Source organism: Roseateles asaccharophilus (assembly GCF_031458115.1).
Lineage (GTDB): Bacteria > Pseudomonadota > Gammaproteobacteria > Burkholderiales > Burkholderiaceae_C > Pelomonas > Pelomonas asaccharophilus_A.
The window spans coordinates 420,167-442,549 of record NZ_JAVDXV010000005.1; the positions used below are offsets into that span (position 1 = coordinate 420,167).

The window sequence follows — 22,383 nt, forward strand, 5'->3', positions numbered from 1 at the left end:
CTAGCCCTTACTTCTTGCGACGCGAGACGATGAACGTCTGCGTGCGCTTGTTGTTGCGAGTGCGGTAGCCCTTCGTCAGGGTGTTCCACGGCGACACAGGGACCTGGCCCTCGCCGGTGCGGCCTTCGCCACCACCGTGCGGGTGATCCACCGGGTTCATGGCGACGCCACGAACGGTCGGGCGGATGCCCTTCCAGCGGATCGCGCCAGCCTTGCCGTATTGACGCAGGCTGTGCTCTTCGTTGCTCACTTCACCGATGGTGGCGCGGCAGTCGATGTGCACACGGCGGACTTCGCCGGAGCGCAGTCGGATCTGGGCGTAGATGCCTTCACGAGCCATCAGGACCGCGGAGGTGCCGGCCGAACGGATCATCTGGGCGCCCTTGCCAGGCAGCAGCTCGATGCAATGGATGGTCGAACCCACCGGGATGTTGCGGATCGGCAGCGTGTTGCCAGCCTTGATCGGCGCTTCGGCGCCGCTCAGGATGGTCGCGCCCACTTCCAGACCGCGCGGGGCGATCACGTAGCGGCGCTCGCCGTCGGCGTAGCACACCAGCGCGATGTGGGCCGTGCGGTTCGGGTCGTACTCAATGGTCTCGACCTTCGCGGGGATGCCGTCCTTGTTGCGCTTGAAGTCCACGACGCGGTAGTGGTGCTTGTGACCACCGCCCTTGTGGCGCATCGTGATGTGACCGTTGTTGTTACGGCCGGACTTCTGCTTCTGGGGCTCCAGCAGCGAAGCTTCGGGTGCGCCCTTGTGGAGGTGCTTGTGCACCACCTTGACGACGCCACGGCGGCCGGGCGAAGTCGGCTTGACTTTGACGATGGCCATTTACGCGGCCTCCCCGGAGAAATTGAGCTCTTGGCCAGCCTTGAGGGCCACATAGGCCTTCTTGACATGGTCGCGGCGGCCGGCACGGCCACCAAAGCGCTTGGCCTTGCCCTTGACGTTGACCACGCTGACCGACTCGACCTCGACCTTGAACATCAGTTCAACAGCGGCCTTGATCTCGGGCTTGGTGGCGTCGCGCAGGACCTTGAACAGCACCTGGTTGTGCTTCTCGGCGACTTGCGTGGCCTTCTCGGACACGATGGGCGCGAGCAGCACGGAGGCCAGGCGGCCTTCGGAATACTTGGGGGCGCTCATGCCAGCATCTCCTTGAGTTGCTCGACCGCAGCCTTGGTCACCAGCACCTTCTTGTAGAAGACCAGCGACAGGGGATCGGCGTAGCGCGGCTCGACGACCAGCACATTGGCCAGGTTGCGCGAGGCCAGGGCCAGGTTGTCGTCCACGGTGTCGGCGATGACCATCACCGAGTCCAGGCCCATGGCCTTGAACTTGGCGGCCAGCAGCTTGGTCTTGGGGGCTTCGATCGCGATCGAGTCCACCACGGCCAGGCGGCCTTCACGGGCCAGCTGCGAAAGGATCGCAGCCATGCCAGCGCGGTACATCTTCTTGTTCAGCTTGTGCGAGAAGTTCTCGTCAGGCAGGTTCGGGAAGATGCGACCACCCCCGCGCCACAGCGGCGACGAGGTCATACCGGCGCGAGCGCGGCCGGTGCCCTTCTGGCGGAAAGGCTTCTTGGTCGAGTGCTTGACCTGTTCACGGTCCTTCTGGGCGCGGGTGCCTTGACGGGCATTGGCCTGGAAGGCGACGACGACCTGGTGAACCAGTGCTTCGTTGTAGTCGCGAGCGAAGACGGTGTCAGGTGCGTCCACCTTGGAGGTGGCCTGACCCTGCTCGTTCAGGAGCTCGAGCTGCATCAGTTGGCTCCCTTCTTGATCTTGACCTTGACGGCCGGGCGGACGACGACGTGGCCGTTCTTGGAACCCGGGACCGCACCGCGGACCAGCAGCAGTTGACGAGCTTCGTCAATGCGCACGATGTCCAGGTTCTGGGTGGTGACGGTTTCGTCGCCCATGTGGCCGGTCATCTTCTTGCCCGGGAACACGCGGCCCGGGTCTTGCGCCATGGAGATCGAGCCCGGCACGTTGTGCGAACGGCTGTTACCGTGCGACGCGCGCTGCGAGCTGAAGTTGTGGCGCTTGATGGTGCCCGCGAAGCCTTTACCGATGGACGTGCCTTGCACGTCGACCAGCTGGCCGGTCGCGAACAGCGTCACCGGCACGGTCGCACCAGCTTGATACTGGGCGGCGACGTCGGCTTCGACGCGGAATTCCTTGAGGATTTCACCGGCTTCGACACCTGCCTTGGCAAGGTGGCCGGCTTCGGGCTTGGTGACGCGCGAAGCTTTGCGCGTACCGAACGCCACTTGGATGGCGCTGTAGCCGTCGGTCTCTTGGGTCTTGACCTGGGTCACGCGGTTGTTGGACACGTCCAGCACCGTCACAGGGATGGCATCGCCATCGTCCGTGAAGATGCGCATCATGCCCACCTTGCGGCCCAGCAAACCGAGACGGTTGCTCAGACTCATGTTTTTCTCCAGCCCCATCAGCTCACGCCTCAGAAGCTATTGCGAACACCCGACATCGATTGGCCGGGCTGACCTGTGCAGCGCCTCACTTGGAACACCTTGCGAAGCACTGCGCGAATATCCGAGCAAGCAGGAGCCAACCCGGAAAAGCTGGCGAGTATAGCGCGAGGGATTCTCCCAATGCAAGCGCTGCGCCACCCACCACGCGAAAGATCAAGGCCCCGGCCTGTCGAGACAGGACCGGGGCCTTATGTCGCAAGCCCGAAGGCCTGGGATTTACTGCAGCTTGATTTCGACGTCGACGCCGGCAGGCAAGTCGAGCTTCATCAGCGCGTCAACCGTCTTGTCAGTCGGGTCGACGATGTCCATCAGGCGCTGGTGCGTGCGGATCTCGAACTGGTCGCGGCTGGTCTTGTTGACGTGCGGCGAACGCAGGATGTCGAAACGCTCCAGGCGGGTCGGCAGCGGCACGGGGCCCTTGACGATGGCGCCGGTTCGCTTGGCGGTCTCGACGATCTCGAGCGCCGACTGGTCGATCAGCTTGTAATCAAACGCCTTCAGACGGATGCGGATCTTTTGCTTTTGCATGACTTTTCCTTAAAGAGCGATGTGAACACCGGGCGGCAGCCACCCGGTGCACGGTCACGCAGTGATTACTCGAGGATCGTGGCGACGACGCCCGAACCGACGGTACGGCCGCCTTCACGGATAGCAAAGCGCAGGCCTTGCTCCATGGCGATCGGAGCGATCAGCTTCACGGTGATGCCGACGTTGTCGCCGGGCATGACCATTTCCTTGTCCTTAGGCAGCTCCACGGCACCGGTCACGTCCGTCGTGCGGAAGTAGAACTGGGGACGGTAGTTGTTGAAGAACGGGGTGTGGCGGCCGCCTTCTTCCTTGCTCAGAACGTAGATCTCAGCAGTGAAGTGGGTGTGGGGCTTGATGGTGCCGGGCTTGGCCAGAACTTGGCCGCGCTCGACGTCTTCACGCTTGGTGCCGCGCAGCAGGATGCCGACGTTGTCGCCTGCTTGACCTTGGTCCAGCAGCTTGCGGAACATTTCGACGCCCGTGACCGTGGTCTTCTGGACTTCGCGGATGCCCACGATTTCGATCTCTTCGCCGACCTTGATGATGCCGCGCTCGACGCGACCGGTCACCACGGTGCCGCGGCCCGAGATCGAGAACACGTCTTCCACCGGCAGCAGGAAGGCGCCGTCAACGGCACGGTCCGGCTGCGGGATGTAGGTGTCCAGCGCATCGGCCAGGCGCATGATGGCCTGCTCGCCCAGGTCGCCGGCGTCGCCTTCCAGAGCCAGCTTGGCCGAGCCCTTGATGATGGGGGTGTCGTCGCCGGGGAAGTCGTACTTGCTCAGCAGTTCGCGCACTTCCATTTCGACCAGCTCGAGCAGCTCGGCGTCGTCGACCATGTCGCACTTGTTCAGGAAGACGATGATGTACTTCACGCCGACCTGACGGGCCAGCAGGATGTGCTCACGCGTCTGGGGCATCGGGCCGTCAGCGGCCGAGCACACCAGGATGGCGCCGTCCATCTGGGCGGCACCGGTGATCATGTTCTTGACGTAGTCGGCGTGGCCGGGGCAGTCAACGTGCGCGTAGTGGCGGTTGGCCGTCTCGTACTCGACGTGCGCGGTGTTGATCGTGATGCCGCGGGCCTTTTCTTCCGGAGCCGCGTCGATCTGGTCGTACGCCTTGGCTTCGCCGCCGAACTTCTTCGACAGCACCGTCGCGATCGCTGCCGTCAGCGTCGTCTTGCCATGGTCCACGTGACCGATCGTGCCCACGTTCACGTGCGGCTTGGTCCGTTCAAACTTGCCTTTTGCCATTTCAATCTCCAGAAAAGAGCATTTCGCCAGTCTGTTGGTTTAGCGTTTCCACAGCGCCCGTTGTTCCCGCCGACTGGCGAAGCGGGTGGGCCGCTGTGAAGACGATTCGATTCAGAAGTCGATCAGGACTTGCCGCGCGCCGTGATGATGGCGTCGGCAACGTTCTTGGGCGCTTCGGAGTAGTGCTTGAACTCCATCGTGTACGTGGCGCGGCCTTGCGTGGCCGAGCGCAGCGACGTGGAGTAGCCGAACATTTCGCTCAGCGGGACTTCGGCCTTGATGACCTTGCCGCCGCCGACCATGTCGTCCATGCCCTGCACCATGCCGCGACGGCTGGACAGGTCGCCCATGACCGTACCGGCATAGTCTTCCGGCGTCTCGACTTCCACGGCCATCATGGGCTCGAGGATGACGGGGCTGGCGCGACGCATGGCTTCCTTGAAACCCATGGACGCGGCCATCTTGAACGCGTTTTCGTTCGAGTCCACGTCGTGGTACGAACCGAAGGTCAGCGTGGCCTTGACGTCGACAACCGGGAAGCCGGCCAGAACGCCGTTCGGCAGGCTGTCGATGATGCCCTTCTCGACCGCGGGGATGTATTCACGGGGAACCACACCGCCCTTGATGGCGTCGACGAACTCAAAGCCCTTGCCCGGCTCTTGCGGCTCAAGCGTCAGCACGACGTGACCGTACTGGCCCTTACCACCGGACTGGCGAACGAACTTGCCTTCGACGTCGGTCGCGGTCTTGCGGATGGTTTCGCGGTAGGCCACTTGCGGCTTGCCGACGTTGGCTTCCACGCCGAACTCGCGCTTCATGCGGTCGACGATGATTTCCAGGTGCAGCTCGCCCATGCCGGAGATGATGGTCTGGCCCGATTCCTCGTCGGTGCGCAGACGGAAGGACGGGTCTTCGGCAGCCAAGCGGCCCAGCGCGATACCCATCTTTTCCTGGTCAGCCTTGGTCTTGGGCTCGACGGCCTGCGAGATCACCGGCTCCGGGAAGATCATCTTTTCCAGCGTGATGATGCTTTCGGGGTCGCACAGGGTTTCGCCCGTGGTGACGTCCTTCAGACCCACGCAGGCGGCGATGTCGCCGGCCAGAATTTCCTTGATTTCTTCACGCTGGTTCGCGTGCATCTGCAGGATACGGCCGATACGCTCTTTCTTGCCGCGGATCGGGTTGTAGACGGTGGCACCCGACTGCAGCACGCCCGAGTAGACGCGCACGAAGGTCAGCTGGCCGACGTAGGGGTCGGTCATCAGCTTGAAGGCCAGCGCCGAGAACTTCTCCTCGTCGGTACGCTGACGCGTGATCGGCTGGTCGTCTTCGTCCGTACCCGAGACCGGCGGGATGTCCAGCGGCGAGGGCAGGAAGTCGATGACGGCGTCCAGCATGCGCTGCACGCCCTTGTTCTTGAAGGCGGTACCACACAGCATCGGCTGGATCTCGGTCGCGATGGTGCGCTGACGGATCGCGAGCTTGATCTCTTCCTCGGACAGGTCGCCCGTCTCGAGGTACTTGTTCATCAGCTCTTCGGTGGCTTCGGCGGCAGCCTCAACCAGCTTCTCACGCCATTCCTGGGCCACTTCGACCAGGTCAGCGGGGATGTCTTCGAAGGTGAACTTCATGCCCTGGGACGCTTCGTCCCAGATGATGGCCTTCATCTTGAAGAGGTCCACCACGCCCTTGAAGCCTTCCTCGGCACCAATGGGAATGACCACGGGCACGGGGTTGGCCTTCAGGCGGGTCTTCATCTGGTCGACGACCTTGAAGAAGTTCGCGCCGGTGCGGTCCATCTTGTTGACGAACGCGAGGCGGGGCACCTTGTACTTGTTGGCCTGGCGCCAGACGGTTTCCGACTGGGGCTGCACGCCACCCACGGCGCAATAGACCATGCAGGCACCGTCCAGCACGCGCATCGAGCGCTCGACTTCAATGGTGAAGTCCACGTGTCCGGGGGTGTCGATGATGTTGAAGCGGTGCTCGGGGTAGGACATGTCCATGCCCTTCCAGAAGCAGGTCGTCGCGGCTGACGTGATCGTGATGCCGCGCTCTTGCTCCTGCTCCATCCAGTCCATCGTGGCGGCGCCATCGTGCACTTCACCGATCTTGTGGTTCACACCGGTGTAGTAGAGGATGCGCTCGGTCGTGGTGGTCTTGCCAGCATCGATGTGCGCGGAGATACCGATGTTGCGGTAGCGCTCGATGGGGGTTTTGCGGGCCATGGTTTGCTCCAGAAGACAGGAGCCGCCAGCGGGTTGGTGGAAACCCGAGGCGGCTGAAAGACGGTGAGTTTAGAAGCGGAAGTGCGAGAAAGCCTTGTTGGCTTCTGCCATGCGGTGAACTTCGTCGCGCTTCTTCATCGCGCCGCCGCGGCCTTCAGCGGCCTCCAGCAGTTCGTTGGCCAGGCGTTGGGCCATCGACTTCTCACCGCGCTTGCGCGCCGATTCCTTGAGCCAGCGCATGGCGAGGGCCATCCGGCGGACGGGGCGAACTTCCACGGGAACTTGGTAGTTCGCACCGCCGACCCGGCGGGACTTCACTTCAACCATGGGCTTCACGTTGTTCAGGGCGACCATGAACACTTCCAGCGGGTCCTTGCCGATCTTCTTCTCGACTTGGTCCAGAGCGCCGTAAATGATGCGCTCAGCGACAGCCTTCTTGCCCGACTCCATGATGACGTTCATGAACTTGGACAGATCGACGGAACCGAACTTGGGGTCCGGCAGGATCTCGCGCTTGGGTACTTCGCGACGACGTGGCATGGCACTCTTCCTTTTGCTTCAGTTGGAGACGGTCTTCCTGACCTGCCTCCGCTGGACAACCACCGACGTCTGGGGTCATCCACTTACTCGGCCTGCTGAGACATTCAGCAGCCGCAACAACGTTGGGTCAGCTATGGAGCTGAGCCCGAACAGACGATTTACTTCTTCGGACGCTTGGCACCGTACTTGGAACGGGCCTGCTTACGGTCCTTGACGCCTTGCAGGTCAAGGGAGCCGCGCACGATGTGGTAACGCACACCGGGCAAGTCCTTCACACGGCCGCCGCGCACCAGCACGACGCTGTGCTCTTGCAGGTTGTGGCCTTCGCCGCCGATGTAGGAGATGACCTCGAAACCGTTGGTCAGGCGCACCTTCGCGACCTTACGCAGAGCGGAGTTCGGCTTCTTCGGCGTGGTGGTGTAGACGCGGGTGCAGACACCGCGGCGCTGCGGGCAGTTCTGCATCGCAGGCGACTTGGACTTCGTGACTTCGGCTTCACGGCCTTGGCGCACGAGTTGATTGATGGTTGGCATAAACGACTTGTTCCCGTTTGAAGTCAGTGACCTCCGCTTGCTGGCGCGCACCCAGCGCACTTGCGTGCGCCCATGGCAAAACGCGCCCAAAAGGCGGAGAGCCGGCGATTGTAGACCGTCAGGGTTTTCGGCACAAGGGCGGCAGGTAAGCTGTGCGGATGCCCCCGTCAGACTCTCCCGCCCTGCCCGTTCACGAAGCGCACGACAGCCGGCCCGCCATCGTGGTCGACACCCAGGTCGTCATGGACTGGCTGGTGTTCAACGATGCCCGCGTGCAGGCGCTGGCCGCGGCGCTGACCTCGGGCCGATTGCGCTGGCTGGTTGCCGCAGCGATGCGAGACGAGATTCGCCACGTGCTCGGACGCGGCGTGGCAGCGAGCTATGGGCCGGACCTGGCCCACATCGAAGCGCAGTTCGACGCGCACGCGCATCCCGTAGAAACTGCGCCGCAGCAACCGCTCGCAGGCCGGCTGGTGTGCCGTGATCCGGATGACCAGAAGTTCATCGACCTGGCGCTGGCCCGCGGTGCGCGCTGGCTGGTATCCCGCGACAAGGCGCTGCTCGCGCTCGCCAAGCGCGCGAAACCGCGCGGCCTGCTGATCGTCAAGCCCGAGACCTGGTCACCGGACGCTTGAAATGAAAAAGCCGCCCTGGCGGACCAGGGCGGCTTTTGTGGGCGAGCGGCGCGGATTACTCGGCGCTGCCCGTACCGGCGTCCACGTCGGCCATCTGCGCGGCAGCCAATTCCTCAGCTTCCTGCAGGGCGATGGCGCGGCGCTCGGCGTCGTCCATGGCTTCCTTGGCACGACGCGCTTCGTGGAAGGCCATGCCGGTGCCCGCGGGGATGAGGCGGCCGACGATGACGTTTTCCTTGAGGCCACGCAGCTCGTCGCGCTTGCCCATGATGGCAGCCTCGGTGAGCACGCGGGTCGTTTCCTGGAAGGACGCGGCGGAGATGAAGGAATCCGTCGACAGCGAGGCCTTGGTGATACCCAGCAGCACGTCGGCGTGGGTGGCAATGATCTTGCCTTCCTTGCGCAGCTTGTCGTTGGTGTCCAGCAGCTCCGAACGCTCAACCTGCTCGTTCAGGATGTAGTGCGAGTCGCCCGGGTTCGTGATCTGCACGCGACGCAGCATCTGGCGAACGATCACCTCGATGTGCTTGTCGTTGATCTTCACGCCCTGCAGTCGGTACACGTCCTGGACTTCGTCGACGATGTAGCGCGCCAGTTCCTCGATGCCCAGCAGGCGCAGGATGTCCTGCGGGTCTGCTGCGCCGTCGACGATCAGTTCGCCGCGGTTCACCACCTGGCCTTCGTGCACCAGGATGTTCTTTTCCTTGGGCACCAGCTCCTCGTGGGCCTTGCCGTCCGGATCGGTGATCTGCAGGCGGATCTTGCCCTTGGTCTCCTTGCCGAACGACACCGTGCCGGTCTGCTCGGCGAGCACGCCGACGTCCTTGGGCGAGCGGGCTTCGAAGAGTTCCGCCACACGCGGCAGACCGCCGGTAATGTCGCGGGTCTTCTGGCCTTCGACCGGGATACGGGCGAGCACTTCACCGGGCAGCAGGTCCTGGCCGTCGCGGATCTGGATCAGCGCGCCGACCTGGAAGCCGATGGCCACCGAGTGGTCGGTACCGGGGATCTTGACCTCGTGGCCTTGCGCATCCAGCAGCTTGACCTGCGGGCGCACGACCTTGGCGGCGCCGCGGCGCTTCGGGTCGATGACCACCAGCGTCGACAGACCGGTCACTTCGTCCACCTGCTTGGCGACGGTCACGCCTTCCTCGACGTTCTCGAACTTCGCCTTGCCGGCGAATTCCGTGATGATCGGGCGGGTCAGCGGATCCCAGTTCGCCAGCACCAGGCCGGCCTTGATGACCTGGCTGGGCTTGATGTTCAGGATCGCGCCGTACGGCACCTTGTGACGCTCGCGCTCGCGGCCGTGTGGGTCGGCAATGATGATTTCGCCGGAACGGGAAATCACGACCAGCTCGCCCTTGCCGTTGGTCACGTAACGCATCGTGGCGTTGAAGCCGATGATGCCGTCCGACTTGGCTTCGACGCTGGAGGCGACGGCAGCGCGCGAAGCGGCACCGCCGATGTGGAAGGTACGCATCGTCAGCTGCGTGCCGGGTTCACCGATGGACTGCGCGGCGATGACGCCCACAGCTTCGCCGGTGTTGACCAGGCCGCCGCGGCCGAGGTCACGGCCGTAGCACTTGGCGCACAGGCCGAAGCGCGTGCCGCAGGTCAGCGGCGTGCGGACCTTGATCTCGTCGACACCCGCCTGCTCCAGCACGTCGAGGACGTCTTCGTCCAGCATGTTGCCGGCGCCCAGCAGCGAGGCTTGCGTCTCGGGGTGGACGACATCGATGGCGGTGACGCGGCCGAGGACGCGGTCACGCAGCGATTCGATGACTTCACCGCCTTCGACCAGCGCGCGCATGGCCATGCCGTTGTCGGTGCCGCAGTCTTCCTCGATGACGACCAAGTCCTGCGTCACGTCGACCAGACGACGCGTCAGGTAGCCGGAGTTCGCGGTCTTCAGCGCCGTGTCCGCCAGGCCCTTACGAGCACCGTGGGTGGAGATGAAGTACTGCAGAACGTTCAGGCCTTCGCGGAAGTTCGCGGTGATGGGCGTCTCGATGATGGAGCCGTCAGGCTTGGCCATCAGGCCCCGCATGCCGGCCAGCTGGCGGATCTGGGCTGCGGAACCCCGCGCGCCCGAGTCGGCCATCATGTAGATCGAGTTGAAGGACTCTTGATCGACGGTCTTGCCGTTGCGATCCACCGTCTTCTCGACCTTCAGGTGCTCCATCATCTTCTTGCCGATTTCGTCACCGGCCTTGCCCCAGATGTCCACCACCTTGTTGTAGCGCTCACCGGCGGTCACCAGACCCGAGACGTACTGCTGCTCGATCTCCTTGACCTCGCTCTCGGCGCGCTCGATCAGCGTGTGCTTCTGGGCGGGCACCAGCATGTCGTCGATGGCGATGGAGATGCCGGCGCGCGTGGCCAGGCGGAAACCGCTTTGCAGCAGCTTGTCGGCCAGCACGACGGTTTCCTTCAGACCGCACTTGCGGAAGGAGGTGTTGATCAGTCGGCTGATCTCCTTCTTCTTCAGTGCCTTGTTGATGTTGCTGAAGGGCAGGCCCTTGGGCAGGATTTCCGACAGCAGCGCGCGGCCGACCGTGGTGTCCACGAGCTTGGTCTCGGGCTCGAATTCGCCCGTTTCCTTGTTCTTGGTCCATTCGGTCAGACGAACACTGATCTTGGCGGTGATTTCGACGACGCCGTTCTCCAGCGCGCGGATCACTTCCGGGATGTCCGTGAAGATCAGGCCTTCGCCCTTGCCGTTGGTGCGCTCGCGGGTGGCGTAGTACAGGCCCAGCACCACGTCTTGCGACGGGACGATGGACGGTTCGCCGGACGCGGGGAACAGCACGTTGTTGGAGGCCAGCATCAGCGTGCGGGCTTCCATCTGCGCTTCGATGGACAGCGGCACGTGGACGGCCATCTGGTCACCGTCGAAGTCGGCGTTGAAGGCCGAGCAGACGAGCGGGTGCAGCTGGATGGCCTTGCCTTCGATCAGCACGGGCTCGAAAGCCTGGATACCGAGGCGGTGCAGCGTCGGAGCGCGGTTCAGCAGAACCGGGTGTTCCTTGATGACTTCTTCCAGGATGTCCCAGACCACCGGCGTGCCAGATTCGACTTCCTTCTTCGCAGCCTTGATCGTCGTCGCGATGCCCATGGCTTCGAGACGGCTGAAGATGAAGGGCTTGAACAGCTCCAGCGCCATCAGCTTGGGCAGGCCGCACTGGTGCAGCTTCAGCGTCGGGCCCACCACGATGACCGAACGGCCCGAGTAGTCGACGCGCTTGCCCAGCAGGTTTTGACGGAAGCGACCGCTCTTGCCCTTGATCATGTCGGCCAGCGACTTGAGGGCACGCTTGTTCGCGCCGGTCATCGCCTTGCCGCGGCGGCCGTTGTCCAGCAGCGAGTCGACGGCTTCCTGCAGCATGCGCTTTTCGTTGCGCACGATGATTTCAGGGGCCTTCAGCTCCAGCAGACGGGCCAGGCGGTTGTTGCGGTTGATGACGCGACGGTAGAGGTCGTTCAGGTCGGAGGTCGCGAAGCGGCCGCCATCCAGCGGCACCAGCGGACGCAGGTCCGGCGGCAGCACGGGCAGCACGTCCATGACCATCCAGTTCGGCTTGATGCCGGACTTCTTGAAGGCCTCCATGACCTTCAGGCGCTTGGAGTTCTTCTTGACCTTGAGCTCCGAGCCGGTCATGTCGTTGCGCAGGCGGTCGATCTCGATGTCGAGATCCATGTCCTCCAGCAGCTTCTTCACGCCTTCGGCGCCCATCAGCGCGATGAATTCGTCACCGTACTCGACGCGCTTGGCGTCGTAGTCGTCCTCGCTCATGATCGAGAACTTCTTCAGCGGGGTCATGCCCGGGTCGACGACGACGTAGGCTTCGAAGTACAGCACGCGCTCGATGTCGCGCAGCGTCATGTCGAGCACGAGGCCCAGACGCGACGGCAGCGACTTCAGGAACCAGATGTGGGCGCAGGGCGCGGCCAGGTCGATGTGGCCCATGCGCTCGCGGCGCACCTTGGTCTGCGTGACTTCAACGCCGCACTTCTCGCAGATGACGCCGCGGTGCTTCAGGCGCTTGTACTTGCCGCACAGGCACTCGTAGTCCTTGATCGGGCCAAAGATCTTGGCGCAGAACAGGCCGTCACGCTCGGGCTTGAAGGTGCGGTAGTTGATGGTCTCGGGCTTCTTCACCTCGCCGAACGACCAGCTGCGGATCTTCTCCGGAGACGCCAGGCCGATCTTGATGGCATCGAAATGCTCATCCGGGGTGAATTGCTTGAAAAGGTCGAGTAGTCCCTTCATGGTGTCTTCCTTTTCCTTCCTTAGTTGCGCTCGAGCTCGATGTCGATGCCGAGCGAGCGGATTTCCTTGACCAGCACGTTGAACGATTCCGGCATGCCGGCTTCGATGGCGTGCTCGCCCTTGACGATGGACTCATAGACCTTGGTGCGGCCGTTCACGTCGTCGGACTTGACCGTCAGCATTTCCTGCAGGATGTACGACGCGCCGTAAGCTTCCAGCGCCCAGACTTCCATTTCACCGAAACGCTGGCCGCCGAACTGGGCCTTGCCGCCCAGCGGTTGCTGCGTGACCAGCGAGTACGGGCCGGTCGAACGGGCGTGCATCTTGTCGTCCACCAGGTGGTGCAGCTTCAGCACGTGCATGTAGCCCACGGTGACCGGGCGCTCGAACTGCTCGCCGGTGCGGCCGTCGCACAGCCAGGCCTGCGTACGGGTCTCGGTGAGGCCCTTGCGCGCGGCGATGTCGTCCGGGTAGGCCAGCTTCAGCATGCCCCGGATTTCCTCTTCCTTGGCGCCGTCGAAGACGGGGGTCGCGAAGGGCACGCCCTTGGCGAGGTTCTCGGCCATCTCCAGCACTTCGGTGTCGGACAGGTCGTCGATGTTCTCGGTCTTGCCACCGCTCTGGTTGTAGAGCTGGTCGAACAGCTTGCGCAGCTCAGCCACCTTCGAATGCTGTTGCAGCATGTCGCCGATGCGCTGGCCGATGCCCTTGCCGGCCCAGCCCAGGTGCACTTCCAGCACCTGGCCCACGTTCATCCGCGACGGGACGCCCAGCGGGTTCAGCACGATGTCGGCGGGCGTGCCGTCGGCCATGTAGGGCATGTCTTCGATCGGGGTGACCTTGGACACCACACCCTTGTTGCCGTGACGGCCGGCCATCTTGTCGCCAGGCTGCAGACGGCGCTTGACGGCCAGGTAGACCTTGACCATCTTCAGCACGCCGGCGGGCAGCTCGTCGCCCTGCGTCAGCTTCTTGCGCTTCTCCTCGAAGGACAGGTCGAAGCTGTGGCGGGTCTGGTCCAGCGCGTTCTTGATGGACTCGAGCTGGTTGGCAACGTCTTCCTCGGCCGGGCGGATGTCGAACCAGTGGAACTTCTCGACCGAAGCCAGGTAGTCCTTGTCGATCTTGGTGCCCTTGGCGATCTTCTGCGGGCCGCCGTTGGCGACACGGCCGACCAGCAGCTTCTCGATACGGTCGAAGGCGTCGCTCTCGACGATGCGCAGCTGGTCGTTCAGGTCCAGGCGGTAGCGCTTCAGCTCGTCGTCGATGATCTGCTGGGCGCGCTTGTCGCGCTGGATGCCTTCACGGGTGAAGACCTGCACGTCGATGACGGTGCCGCTGGTGCCTTGGTCGACGCGCAGCGACGTGTCCTTCACGTCAGAAGCCTTCTCGCCGAAGATGGCGCGCAGCAGCTTCTCTTCCGGCGTCAGCGTGGTTTCGCCCTTGGGCGTGACCTTGCCGACCAGCACGTCGCCCGGGTTCACTTCGGCACCGATGTAGACGATGCCCGACTCGTCCAGGCGGCCCAGTTGCTGCTCGGACAGGTTGGGGATGTCGCGGGTGATTTCTTCCGAACCCAGCTTGGTGTCACGCGCGTTGACCACCAGTTCCTCGATGTGGATCGAGGTGTAGCGGTCTTCGGCGATGACGCGCTCCGAGATCAGGATCGAGTCTTCGAAGTTGTAGCCGTTCCACGGCATGAACGCGACCAGCATGTTCTGGCCCAGAGCCAGTTCACCGATGTCGGTGGAGGCGCCATCGGCAATGATGTCCTCGGCCGCCACCTTGTCGCCACGGCGCACGATGGGGCGCTGATGGATGTTGGTGTTCTGGTTGGAACGCTGGTACTTGATCAGGTTGTAGATGTCGACACCGACCTCACCGGCCACGGTCTCGTCATCGTTCACGCGGATCACGATGCGGTTCGTGTCGACGTAGTCGACGACACCACCACGACGCGCGGCCACCACGGTGCCCGAGTCCTTCGCGGCGACGCGCTCGACGCCCGTACCGACGAAAGCCTTCTCGGGACGCAGCACCGGCACGGCCTGACGCTGCATGTTGGCGCCCATCAGCGCGCGGTTCGCGTCGTCGTGCTCCAGGAACGGCACGAGCGAGGCCGCGACGGACACGATCTGCGTCGGCGCCACGTCCATGTACTGGATGCGCTCGGGCGAGGTCAGCACCGATTCGCCGTTCTCACGGGCGGAGACCAGCTCGTCGCTCAGCGAGCCCTCGGCGTTCAACGTCGCGTTGGCCTGGGCGATGACGTACTTGCCTTCCTCGATGGCGGACAGGTAGTCGATCTGGTCGGTGACCTTGCCGTCCACCACGCGGCGGTACGGCGTCTCCAGGAAGCCGTACTCGTTCAGCTGAGCGTACAGCGCCAACGAGTTGATCAGGCCGATGTTCGGGCCTTCAGGCGTTTCGATGGGGCAGACGCGGCCGTAGTGGGTCGGGTGCACGTCGCGGACTTCGAAGCCGGCGCGCTCGCGGGTTAGACCGCCCGGGCCCAGGGCGGAAACACGACGCTTGTGCGTGATTTCCGACAGCGGGTTGGTCTGGTCCATGAACTGCGACAGCTGCGACGCACCGAAGAACTCCTTCAGCGCCGCGGAGATCGGCTTGGAGTTGATCAGGTCGTGCGGCATCAGGGCTTCGGTCTCGGCCTGGCCCAGACGTTCCTTGACGGCCTTCTCGATACGGGCGAGGCCCGAGCGGTACTGGTTCTCGGCCAGTTCGCCCACGCAGCGCACGCGACGGTTGCCCAGGTGGTCGATGTCGTCCACTTCGCCGCGGCCATTGCGCAGCTCGACGAGGATCTTGACGACGTCAAGGATGTCCTCGTTGGACAGGTTCATCGTGCCTTCCGGCGTGTCACGGCCGACACGCGCGTTGAACTTCATGCGGCCGACGCGCGACAGGTCGTACGTGTCGGTGCTGTAGAACAGGCGGTTGAACAGGGCCTCGACGGCGTCTTCCGTCGGCGGCTCGCCGGGGCGCATCATGCGGTAGATGGCGACGCGGGCGGCCAGCTGGTCGGCGGTCTCGTCAGACGCCAGCGTCTGCGAGATGTAGGCGCCTTCGTCCAGCTCGTTCGTGAACAGCGCCTGGACTTCCTTGACGCCGGCGGCGCGCAGCTTCTTCAGCAGCGCATCGGTCAGCTCGTCGTTGGCCTTGGCGATGATCTCGCCGGTGTCGGCGTCGATCATGTTCTTGGCCAGCACACGGCCGACCAGGAAGTCTTCCGGCACCGAGATGTGCTGCGTGCCGGACTGCTCCAGCTGGCGCACGTGGCGGGCGGTGATGCGCTTGTCCTTCTCGACGATGACGGCGCCGCTCTTGTCGACGATGTCGAAGCGGGCGACTTCACCCTTCAGGCGGTCGGCGACGAATTCGAGCTGCGCGCCAACGTCCATCAGGCGGAAGTTGTCGAACACGAAGAAGTGGGCCAGGATCTGCTCGGGGTTCAGGCCGATGGCCTTCAGCAGGATCGTGACCGGCATCTTGCGGCGGCGGTCGACGCGGAAGTACAGGATGTCCTTCGGGTCGAACTCGAAGTCCAGCCACGACCCGCGGTAGGGAATGATGCGGGCGCTGAACAGCAGCTTGCCCGACGAATGCGTCTTGCCCTTGTCATGTTCGAAGAACACGCCCGGCGAACGGTGCAGCTGCGACACGATGACGCGCTCGGTCCCGTTGACGATGAAGGAGCCGTAGTCGGTCATCAGGGGCACTTCGCCCATGTAGACCTCTTGCTCCTTGATTTCCTTGACGGTCTTCGCCTGGGGCGACTCGCGGTCATAGATGATCATCTGCAGGCGCGCGCGCACGGCGGCTGCATAGGTCAACCCACGCTGCTGGCACTCACGGGTGTCGAACGGCGGCTTGGCGATGTTGAACTCGAGGAACTTCATCTCGACGAACCCGTTGTGCGAAACAATCGGGAACGCCGACAGGAAAGCCGCCTGCAGCCCTTCGGGCTTGCGTTTGGCGGGGGCCACGTCCTTCTGCAGGAAGGCTACGTAGCTGTCCTTCTGCATCGTGAGCAGATAAGGAACGTTGAGGACACTCTCGCGCTTGCCGAAGCTCTTGCGGATCCGCTTGCGCTCGGTGTAGCTGTAGGGGGTTGCTTGCGCCATAAACACTCCGTGTCGAGTGCGCTCCCGGCCGTGGAGCGCACCGTGTGCGGCGACTGGCTGGCTCACGCGCCCGGGACGGGCGGCTGCCTAGCTTGGTGGTTGGCCACTACCAACCGCTGGCGGACAACTCGGGCATTGCACCCAAGTCCGACCAAACTGGTTCTCTGCAGTCGGATCAGAGAACACGTGAAAGAACCGCGCATCATACCGCGCGCGGTTCTTTCAGCTGTCCTCTACGGGGACAAACCCGTAAAGACGAAAAAGGGGATGCCCGAAGGCAACCCCTTTTCATGAATCCGGCAAGCCGGATCCGGTGGCGGGCGAGAACGCCCGCCCAATGAATTACTTCATTTCGGCCTTGGCACCGGCTTCGACCAGCTTCTTCACAGCGGCTTCGGCGTCGGCCTTGGAGATGCCTTCCTTGACGTTCTTCGGAGCGCCGTCGACCAGGTCCTTGGCTTCCTTCAGACCCAGGCCGGTGATTTCGCGGACGGCCTTGATGACGCCAACCTTCTGGGCGCCAGCGTCGGTCAGGACGACGTTGAACTCGGTCTTTTCTTCAGCAGCAGCAGCGGCACCGCCGCCAGCGCCACCGGCGGCCGGAGCAGCCATCGAAGCGGCGGACACGCCGAACTTCTCTTCGATTGCCTTGACCAGGTCGTTCAGTTCCAGAACGGACATGCTGTCCAGGGCGGTCAGGAAAGCGTCTTTATCGAATGCCATGATTAATTTCCTAAAAACAGATGGGTTGCGTATGAACGCGTGATTGGTCGTCGATCAGGCTGCGGCCGGGGCTTCAGCAGCAGCTTCCGTGGAAGCGGCGCCTTCGCCACGCTTTGCAGCCAGGGCAGCCAGCACGGCCGCGGTGCGTTGCACCGGCGACAGCAGCAGGCCGGCGATCTGCGACAGCAGGACTTCCTTGGACGGGACGGAGGCCAGAGCCTTCACGCCATTGACGTCCAGAGCCTTGCCACCGTAGGCACCACCCTTGATGACGAGCTTGTCGTTGGTCTTGGCAAAGTCAGCGATGACTTTGGCAGCCGCGACAGCGTCTTCCGAAAAGCCGTAGATCAGCGGGCCGACCATGCTCTCCGCAGCCGCTTCGAACGGGGTGCCGGCGACGGCGCGACGAGCCAGGGTGTTCTTCAGCACGTGAAGATAGACACCCTTGGCACGCGCATCGACGCGCAGCTTGTTCAAGGCTTCCACGGTGAGGCCACGGTACTCGGCCAACGCCAGCGTCTGCGACTTGGCAGCTTGCGCTGCGACGTCGGAGACAACGGCTGCCTTCTCGTTGCGATTGAGACTCAAGGTCTACTCCTCACATTTGCTCCCTCGGCCTTGCGGCTTCGAGAGCGCCAGGGATTCAGCGACCATCTGTCAGGAAAAGAATTCCTTTCAGCGGGACCGCCATCTGCGCTGGTTCTCCACCACCGACGAATCGGCGACTTCGATTTAAGGGGTCTCCACCAGCGGTCTTGGATGACGCGCCACCCGGTTGCCCGGGCAGCGCCCCACCAATCTTTGTTGCCCGGGGCCAGACTCGCCCCGCGCAGATTCAGTGCCCCAGGCCTTGCGGCCTGGTTACCGTTCAAGCCGCGGTAGCTTGAGCGTTGATCGAAGCGATTTCGACGCGAGCACCGACGCCCATCGTCGAGGACACGGCGACCTTGCGCAGGTAGATGCCCTTGCTCGAAGCCGGCTTGGCCTTGTTCAGGGCCTCGATCAGCGCGCGCAGGTTGCCTTCCAGCTTGTCGGTGTCGAACGAGCGACGGCCGAGGGTGCCGTGGATGATGCCGGCCTTGTCGACGCGGAACTGGACCTGGCCAGCCTTGGCGTTCTTGACGGCGGTGGCGACGTCGGGCGTGACGGTGCCGACCTTGGGGTTGGGCATCAGGCCGCGCGGGCCCAGGATCTGACCCAGCGTACCGACGACACGCATCGTGTCAGGCGAGGCGATGACCACGTCGAAGGGCATGTCGCCCGCCTTGACGCGCTCGGCCAGATCTTCCATGCCGACGACGTCGGCGCCAGCGGCCTTGGCTTCTTCAGCCTTGGCGCCTTGGGCGAACACGGCGACGCGCTTGGTCTTGCCGGTGCCGTTGGGCAGCACGACGGCGCCACGCACGACCTGGTCAGACTTCTTGGCATCAATGCCCAGTTGCACGGCCACGTCGATGGACTCATCGAACTTGGCGGAAGCCAGGCTCTTGACCAGGTCCAGGGCTTCGGTCAGCGCGTACAGCTTGGTCGACTCGACCTTGCCAGCCAGCGCCTTTTGCTTCTTGGTGAGCTTGGCCATGTCAGACCCCTTCCACGATGATGCCCATCGAACGGGCGGAGCCGGCGATGGTGCGGACGCCGGCGTCGACGTCAGCGGCGGTCAGATCCTTGGACTTGATCTTGACGATCTCTTCCAGCTGGGCGCGGGTCAGCTTGCCGACCTTGTCCAGGTGAGGACGTTGCGAACCCTTCTCGATCTTCGCGGCCTTCTTCAGCAGCACGGTCGCCGGGGGCGACTTGATGATGAAGGTGAAGCTCTTGTCCGCGAACGCGGTGATGACCACCGGCAGCTTCATGCCGGGCTCGAAGCCGCCAGCCGAAGTCTGGGCGTTGAACGCCTTGCAGAATTCCATGATGTTCAGGCCACGCTGACCCAGCGCAGGACCCACCGGCGGCGAGGGGTTAGCCTTGCCGGCCGGAATTTGCAGCTTGATGAAGCCGACAATCTTCTTTGCCATGTTTTCTCCAAACAGCGCCCGGGCGGCAAGCCTGGACACCTGAGTGCTAGCGCATCGGACTCGGACCGAAGTCCTTACCTTTGCTCCTCTTGTCCGCCTCTCGTTGCAGACTGGTCACGGGTCAGCGCTCAGGGCGCGCCGACCAAAGCCCGCGATTCTAGCGCGTCAGACCTTTTCGACCTGCGCGAAGTCCAGCTCCACCGGCGTGGCACGACCGAAGATCGTGACCGACACACGCACCTTGGACTTGTCGTAATTGACCTCCTCGACCGAGCCGTTGAAGTCGGTGAAGGGACCTTCCTTGACGCGCACGACTTCACCGACAGTCCACTCGACCTTGGGCCGGGGCTTCTCGACGCCTTCCTGCATCTGGTTGACGATCTTCATGACCTCGGCTTCCGAGATCGGAGCCGGGCGGTTCTTGGCGCCGCCGACAAAGCCCGTCACCTTGGACGTGTGCTTCACCAGATGCCAGGACTCGTCGTCCATGAACATCTCGACCAGCACATAGCCCGGGAAGAAGCGGCGCTCGGTGACGGCCTTCTTGCCGTTCTTCAGCTCGACGACTTCTTCGGTCGGCACCAGGATGCGGCCGAACTTGTCCTGCATGGCGGCGCGGTCGATGCGCTCGCGCAGGTTGCGCTCGACAGCCTTCTCCATGCCCGAGTAGGCATGAACGACGTACCAACGCTTGGGCAGGCCGGCGGGAGCTTCGGTCGTGACGACTTGTTCTTCAGACATTCGAATTCCTTGCGATCAGCGCTTCCAGCCCAGGATCAGGTCGTACAGCACCCACTCCAGCGTCTTGTCCGTCATCCACAGGAACAAGGCCATCACGACAACGAAGGCAAACACATAGCCCGTCATCTGCGTCGCTTCCTTGCGGGTGGGCCAGACGACCTTCTTGACCTCGCGCACGGAGTCGCGGCCATAGGCAATCAACGACTTGCCATGCTCCGACAGGAAGAACGCGCCCACGGCAGCTGCCAGCAGCACGATCAACGAGGCCCACTGCACCAGGGCGCCTTGCTTCGCCAAGCCGTAGTAAGCCACCAGCGCACCGATCAGCAACAGCAGCGCTGCGGCCAACTTGGCCTTGTCCGCACCGCTGGTCACGGTCTCGACTTGAGGAGGATTCGCCATCAGTTCACTTTCACGCGCCGCCCGGAAGCGACTTTCAGACGCTGCCACAGGCCGTAGCCATCAGCAGCAAGGCCCGCCGAGATCACTCTCGCGGGCCGATGCTTGTTTAGCCAGGATACCAACCGTCGTGATCAGCGACTGTTGGCAGGGGCAGAGGGTCTCGAACCCCCAACCTTCGGTTTTGGAGACCGACGCTCTGCCAATTGAGCTATGCCCCTGTGGCCTGAAAACTTACTCGAGGATCGTGGCGACGACGCCCGAACCGACGGTACGGCCGCCTTCACGGATAGCAAAGCGCAGGCCTTGCTCCATGGCGATCGGAGCGATCAGCTTCACGGTGATGCCGACGTTGTCGCCGGGCATGACCATTTCCTTGTCCTTAGGCAGCTCCACGGCACCGGTCACGTCCGTCGTGCGGAAGTAGAACTGGGGACGGTAGTTGTTGAAGAACGGGGTGTGGCGGCCGCCTTCTTCCTTGCTCAGAACGTAGATCTCAGCAGTGAAGTGGGTGTGGGGCTTGATGGTGCCGGGCTTGGCCAGAACTTGGCCGCGCTCGACGTCTTCACGCTTGGTGCCGCGCAGCAGGATGCCGACGTTGTCGCCTGCTTGACCTTGGTCCAGCAGCTTGCGGAACATTTCGACGCCCGTGACCGTGGTCTTCTGGACTTCGCGGATGCCCACGATTTCGATCTCTTCGCCGACCTTGATGATGCCGCGCTCGACGCGACCGGTCACCACGGTGCCGCGGCCCGAGATCGAGAACACGTCTTCCACCGGCAGCAGGAAGGCGCCGTCAACGGCACGGTCCGGCTGCGGGATGTAGGTGTCCAGCGCATCGGCCAGGCGCATGATGGCCTGCTCGCCCAGGTCGCCGGCGTCGCCTTCCAGAGCCAGCTTGGCCGAGCCCTTGATGATGGGGGTGTCGTCGCCGGGGAAGTCGTACTTGCTCAGCAGTTCGCGCACTTCCATTTCGACCAGCTCGAGCAGCTCGGCGTCGTCGACCATGTCGCACTTGTTCAGGAAGACGATGATGTACTTCACGCCGACCTGACGGGCCAGCAGGATGTGCTCACGCGTCTGGGGCATCGGGCCGTCAGCGGCCGAGCACACCAGGATGGCGCCGTCCATCTGGGCGGCACCGGTGATCATGTTCTTGACGTAGTCGGCGTGGCCGGGGCAGTCAACGTGCGCGTAGTGGCGGTTGGCCGTCTCGTACTCGACGTGCGCGGTGTTGATCGTGATGCCGCGGGCCTTTTCTTCCGGAGCCGCGTCGATCTGGTCGTACGCCTTGGCTTCGCCGCCGAACTTCTTCGACAGCACCGTCGCGATCGCTGCCGTCAGCGTCGTCTTGCCATGGTCCACGTGACCGATCGTGCCCACGTTCACGTGCGGCTTGGTCCGTTCAAACTTGCCTTTTGCCATCTTGCGCTCCTGAGGCGAACCCGTTGAGACGAGTAGAAAAAGAGAAAAGCTGTGGTGCCCTTGACGCGGATCGAACGCGTGACCTCTCCCTTACCAAGGGAGTGCTCTACCACTGAGCCACAAGGGCATCGGCACGGGTTTGACGCCAGACGAACTGGCCGGCAAACCGGTGTCGACGCTTTGACAACCAAGCCACCCACAAATGGAGCGGGAAACGGGAATCGAACCCGTGTCATTAGCTTGGAAGGCTAAGGTTCTACCATTGAACTACTCCCGCCCTGGGGGCTGCTGACCTCGACATGCAACCAACTGCGGACTGCATGCTTTGGTGGAGGAGGCTGGATTCGAACCAGCGTACGCAATGCGGGCAGATTTACAGTCTGCTGCCTTTAACCACTCGGCCACCCCTCCTGAGGCAAGCCCGCAACTATAGCACAGAACAAAGAC

General features: G+C 63.3%; 19 protein-coding genes and 4 tRNA genes. 1 reads left to right on the top strand and 22 read right to left on the bottom strand.

Annotated features, from left to right (window positions below; genetic code table 11):
• Window positions 1–7: 7 nt before the first annotated feature.
• From rplB to rpsL, 9 genes are all read right to left on the bottom strand, one after another.
• Window positions 8–832 carry a 50S ribosomal protein L2 gene (rplB, locus tag J2X21_RS15090; RefSeq protein ID WP_310330008.1) on the bottom strand — a complete coding sequence of 275 codons (825 nt, stop codon included), beginning with the start codon at window positions 830–832 and terminating at the stop codon, window positions 8–10.
• A complete protein-coding gene (rplW, locus tag J2X21_RS15095) occupies window positions 833–1,147 on the bottom strand; it encodes a 50S ribosomal protein L23 (RefSeq protein ID WP_310330009.1) in 315 nt (104 codons plus the stop codon). It abuts the gene before it with no gap.
• Window positions 1,144–1,764 (bottom strand): 50S ribosomal protein L4, encoded by a 621-nt coding sequence (gene rplD / locus J2X21_RS15100; protein ID WP_310330011.1) that lies wholly within the window; start codon window positions 1,762–1,764, stop codon window positions 1,144–1,146. Before rplD ends, rplW begins: the two co-directional genes overlap by 4 nt.
• Complete coding sequence (gene rplC / locus J2X21_RS15105) at window positions 1,764–2,435, bottom strand: 50S ribosomal protein L3 (RefSeq protein WP_310330013.1); 672 nt, start codon at window positions 2,433–2,435, stop codon at window positions 1,764–1,766. Before rplC ends, rplD begins: the two co-directional genes overlap by 1 nt.
• Window positions 2,436–2,711: 276 nt before the next feature.
• A complete protein-coding gene (gene rpsJ / locus J2X21_RS15110; protein WP_132576760.1) occupies window positions 2,712–3,023 on the bottom strand; it encodes a 30S ribosomal protein S10 in 312 nt (103 codons plus the stop codon).
• Between the two features lie 65 nt (window positions 3,024–3,088).
• A complete protein-coding gene (tuf, locus tag J2X21_RS15115) occupies window positions 3,089–4,279 on the bottom strand; it encodes an elongation factor Tu (RefSeq protein WP_310330015.1) in 1,191 nt (396 codons plus the stop codon).
• Window positions 4,280–4,401: 122 nt separating this feature from the next.
• Window positions 4,402–6,507 carry an elongation factor G gene (fusA, locus tag J2X21_RS15120; protein ID WP_310330017.1) on the bottom strand — a complete coding sequence of 702 codons (2,106 nt, stop codon included), beginning with the start codon at window positions 6,505–6,507 and terminating at the stop codon, window positions 4,402–4,404.
• Window positions 6,508–6,576: 69 nt separating this feature from the next.
• Entirely contained in the window at window positions 6,577–7,047 is a 471-nt protein-coding gene (gene rpsG, locus J2X21_RS15125; protein ID WP_119046632.1) for a 30S ribosomal protein S7, read from the bottom strand.
• A 158-nt stretch (window positions 7,048–7,205) separates the two neighbouring features.
• Window positions 7,206–7,580 carry a 30S ribosomal protein S12 gene (gene rpsL / locus J2X21_RS15130; protein WP_233395045.1) on the bottom strand — a complete coding sequence of 125 codons (375 nt, stop codon included), beginning with the start codon at window positions 7,578–7,580 and terminating at the stop codon, window positions 7,206–7,208.
• Window positions 7,581–7,801: 221 nt separating this feature from the next.
• Here rpsL and J2X21_RS15135 point away from each other — a divergent pair, with 221 nt between their 5' ends.
• Window positions 7,802–8,215 carry a PIN domain-containing protein gene (locus J2X21_RS15135; RefSeq protein WP_310330018.1) on the top strand — a complete coding sequence of 138 codons (414 nt, stop codon included), beginning with the start codon at window positions 7,802–7,804 and terminating at the stop codon, window positions 8,213–8,215.
• Between the two features lie 55 nt (window positions 8,216–8,270).
• Here J2X21_RS15135 and rpoC read toward each other — a convergent pair whose 3' ends face one another.
• From rpoC to J2X21_RS15200, 13 genes are all read right to left on the bottom strand, one after another.
• The gene (rpoC, locus tag J2X21_RS15140) at window positions 8,271–12,488 is read right to left on the bottom strand and encodes a DNA-directed RNA polymerase subunit beta' (protein ID WP_310330019.1); all 4,218 of its coding nucleotides are present in this window, start codon (window positions 12,486–12,488) and stop codon (window positions 8,271–8,273) included.
• A gap of 20 nt (window positions 12,489–12,508) precedes the next feature.
• Entirely contained in the window at window positions 12,509–16,630 is a 4,122-nt protein-coding gene (gene rpoB / locus J2X21_RS15145) for a DNA-directed RNA polymerase subunit beta (RefSeq protein WP_310330021.1), read from the bottom strand.
• Window positions 16,631–16,972: 342 nt separating this feature from the next.
• Window positions 16,973–17,353, bottom strand: a complete 381-nt coding sequence (gene rplL / locus J2X21_RS15150) for a 50S ribosomal protein L7/L12 (protein ID WP_310273307.1) — start codon at window positions 17,351–17,353, stop codon at window positions 16,973–16,975.
• A gap of 54 nt (window positions 17,354–17,407) precedes the next feature.
• The gene (gene rplJ / locus J2X21_RS15155; protein WP_310330022.1) at window positions 17,408–17,941 is read right to left on the bottom strand and encodes a 50S ribosomal protein L10; all 534 of its coding nucleotides are present in this window, start codon (window positions 17,939–17,941) and stop codon (window positions 17,408–17,410) included.
• A 280-nt stretch (window positions 17,942–18,221) separates the two neighbouring features.
• Complete coding sequence (rplA, locus tag J2X21_RS15160; protein ID WP_310330024.1) at window positions 18,222–18,932, bottom strand: 50S ribosomal protein L1; 711 nt, start codon at window positions 18,930–18,932, stop codon at window positions 18,222–18,224.
• A 1-nt stretch (window position 18,933) separates the two neighbouring features.
• The gene (rplK, locus tag J2X21_RS15165) at window positions 18,934–19,371 is read right to left on the bottom strand and encodes a 50S ribosomal protein L11 (RefSeq protein ID WP_310330063.1); all 438 of its coding nucleotides are present in this window, start codon (window positions 19,369–19,371) and stop codon (window positions 18,934–18,936) included.
• A gap of 165 nt (window positions 19,372–19,536) precedes the next feature.
• On the bottom strand, window positions 19,537–20,112 hold the full coding sequence (gene nusG / locus J2X21_RS15170) for a transcription termination/antitermination protein NusG (RefSeq protein ID WP_310330025.1): 576 nt from the start codon (window positions 20,110–20,112) through the stop codon (window positions 19,537–19,539).
• A 15-nt stretch (window positions 20,113–20,127) separates the two neighbouring features.
• A complete protein-coding gene (gene secE / locus J2X21_RS15175; RefSeq protein WP_310330027.1) occupies window positions 20,128–20,514 on the bottom strand; it encodes a preprotein translocase subunit SecE in 387 nt (128 codons plus the stop codon).
• Between the two features lie 142 nt (window positions 20,515–20,656).
• Window positions 20,657–20,732, bottom strand: a tRNA-Trp gene (locus J2X21_RS15180).
• Window positions 20,733–20,745: 13 nt separating this feature from the next.
• On the bottom strand, window positions 20,746–21,936 hold the full coding sequence (tuf, locus tag J2X21_RS15185) for an elongation factor Tu (protein ID WP_310330015.1): 1,191 nt from the start codon (window positions 21,934–21,936) through the stop codon (window positions 20,746–20,748).
• A 52-nt stretch (window positions 21,937–21,988) separates the two neighbouring features.
• Window positions 21,989–22,063, bottom strand: a tRNA-Thr gene (locus J2X21_RS15190).
• Window positions 22,064–22,139: 76 nt separating this feature from the next.
• Window positions 22,140–22,213, bottom strand: a tRNA-Gly gene (locus J2X21_RS15195).
• 49 nt (window positions 22,214–22,262) lie between these two features.
• Window positions 22,263–22,347 (bottom strand) — tRNA-Tyr (locus J2X21_RS15200).
• Between the last annotated feature and the right edge of the window lie 36 nt (window positions 22,348–22,383).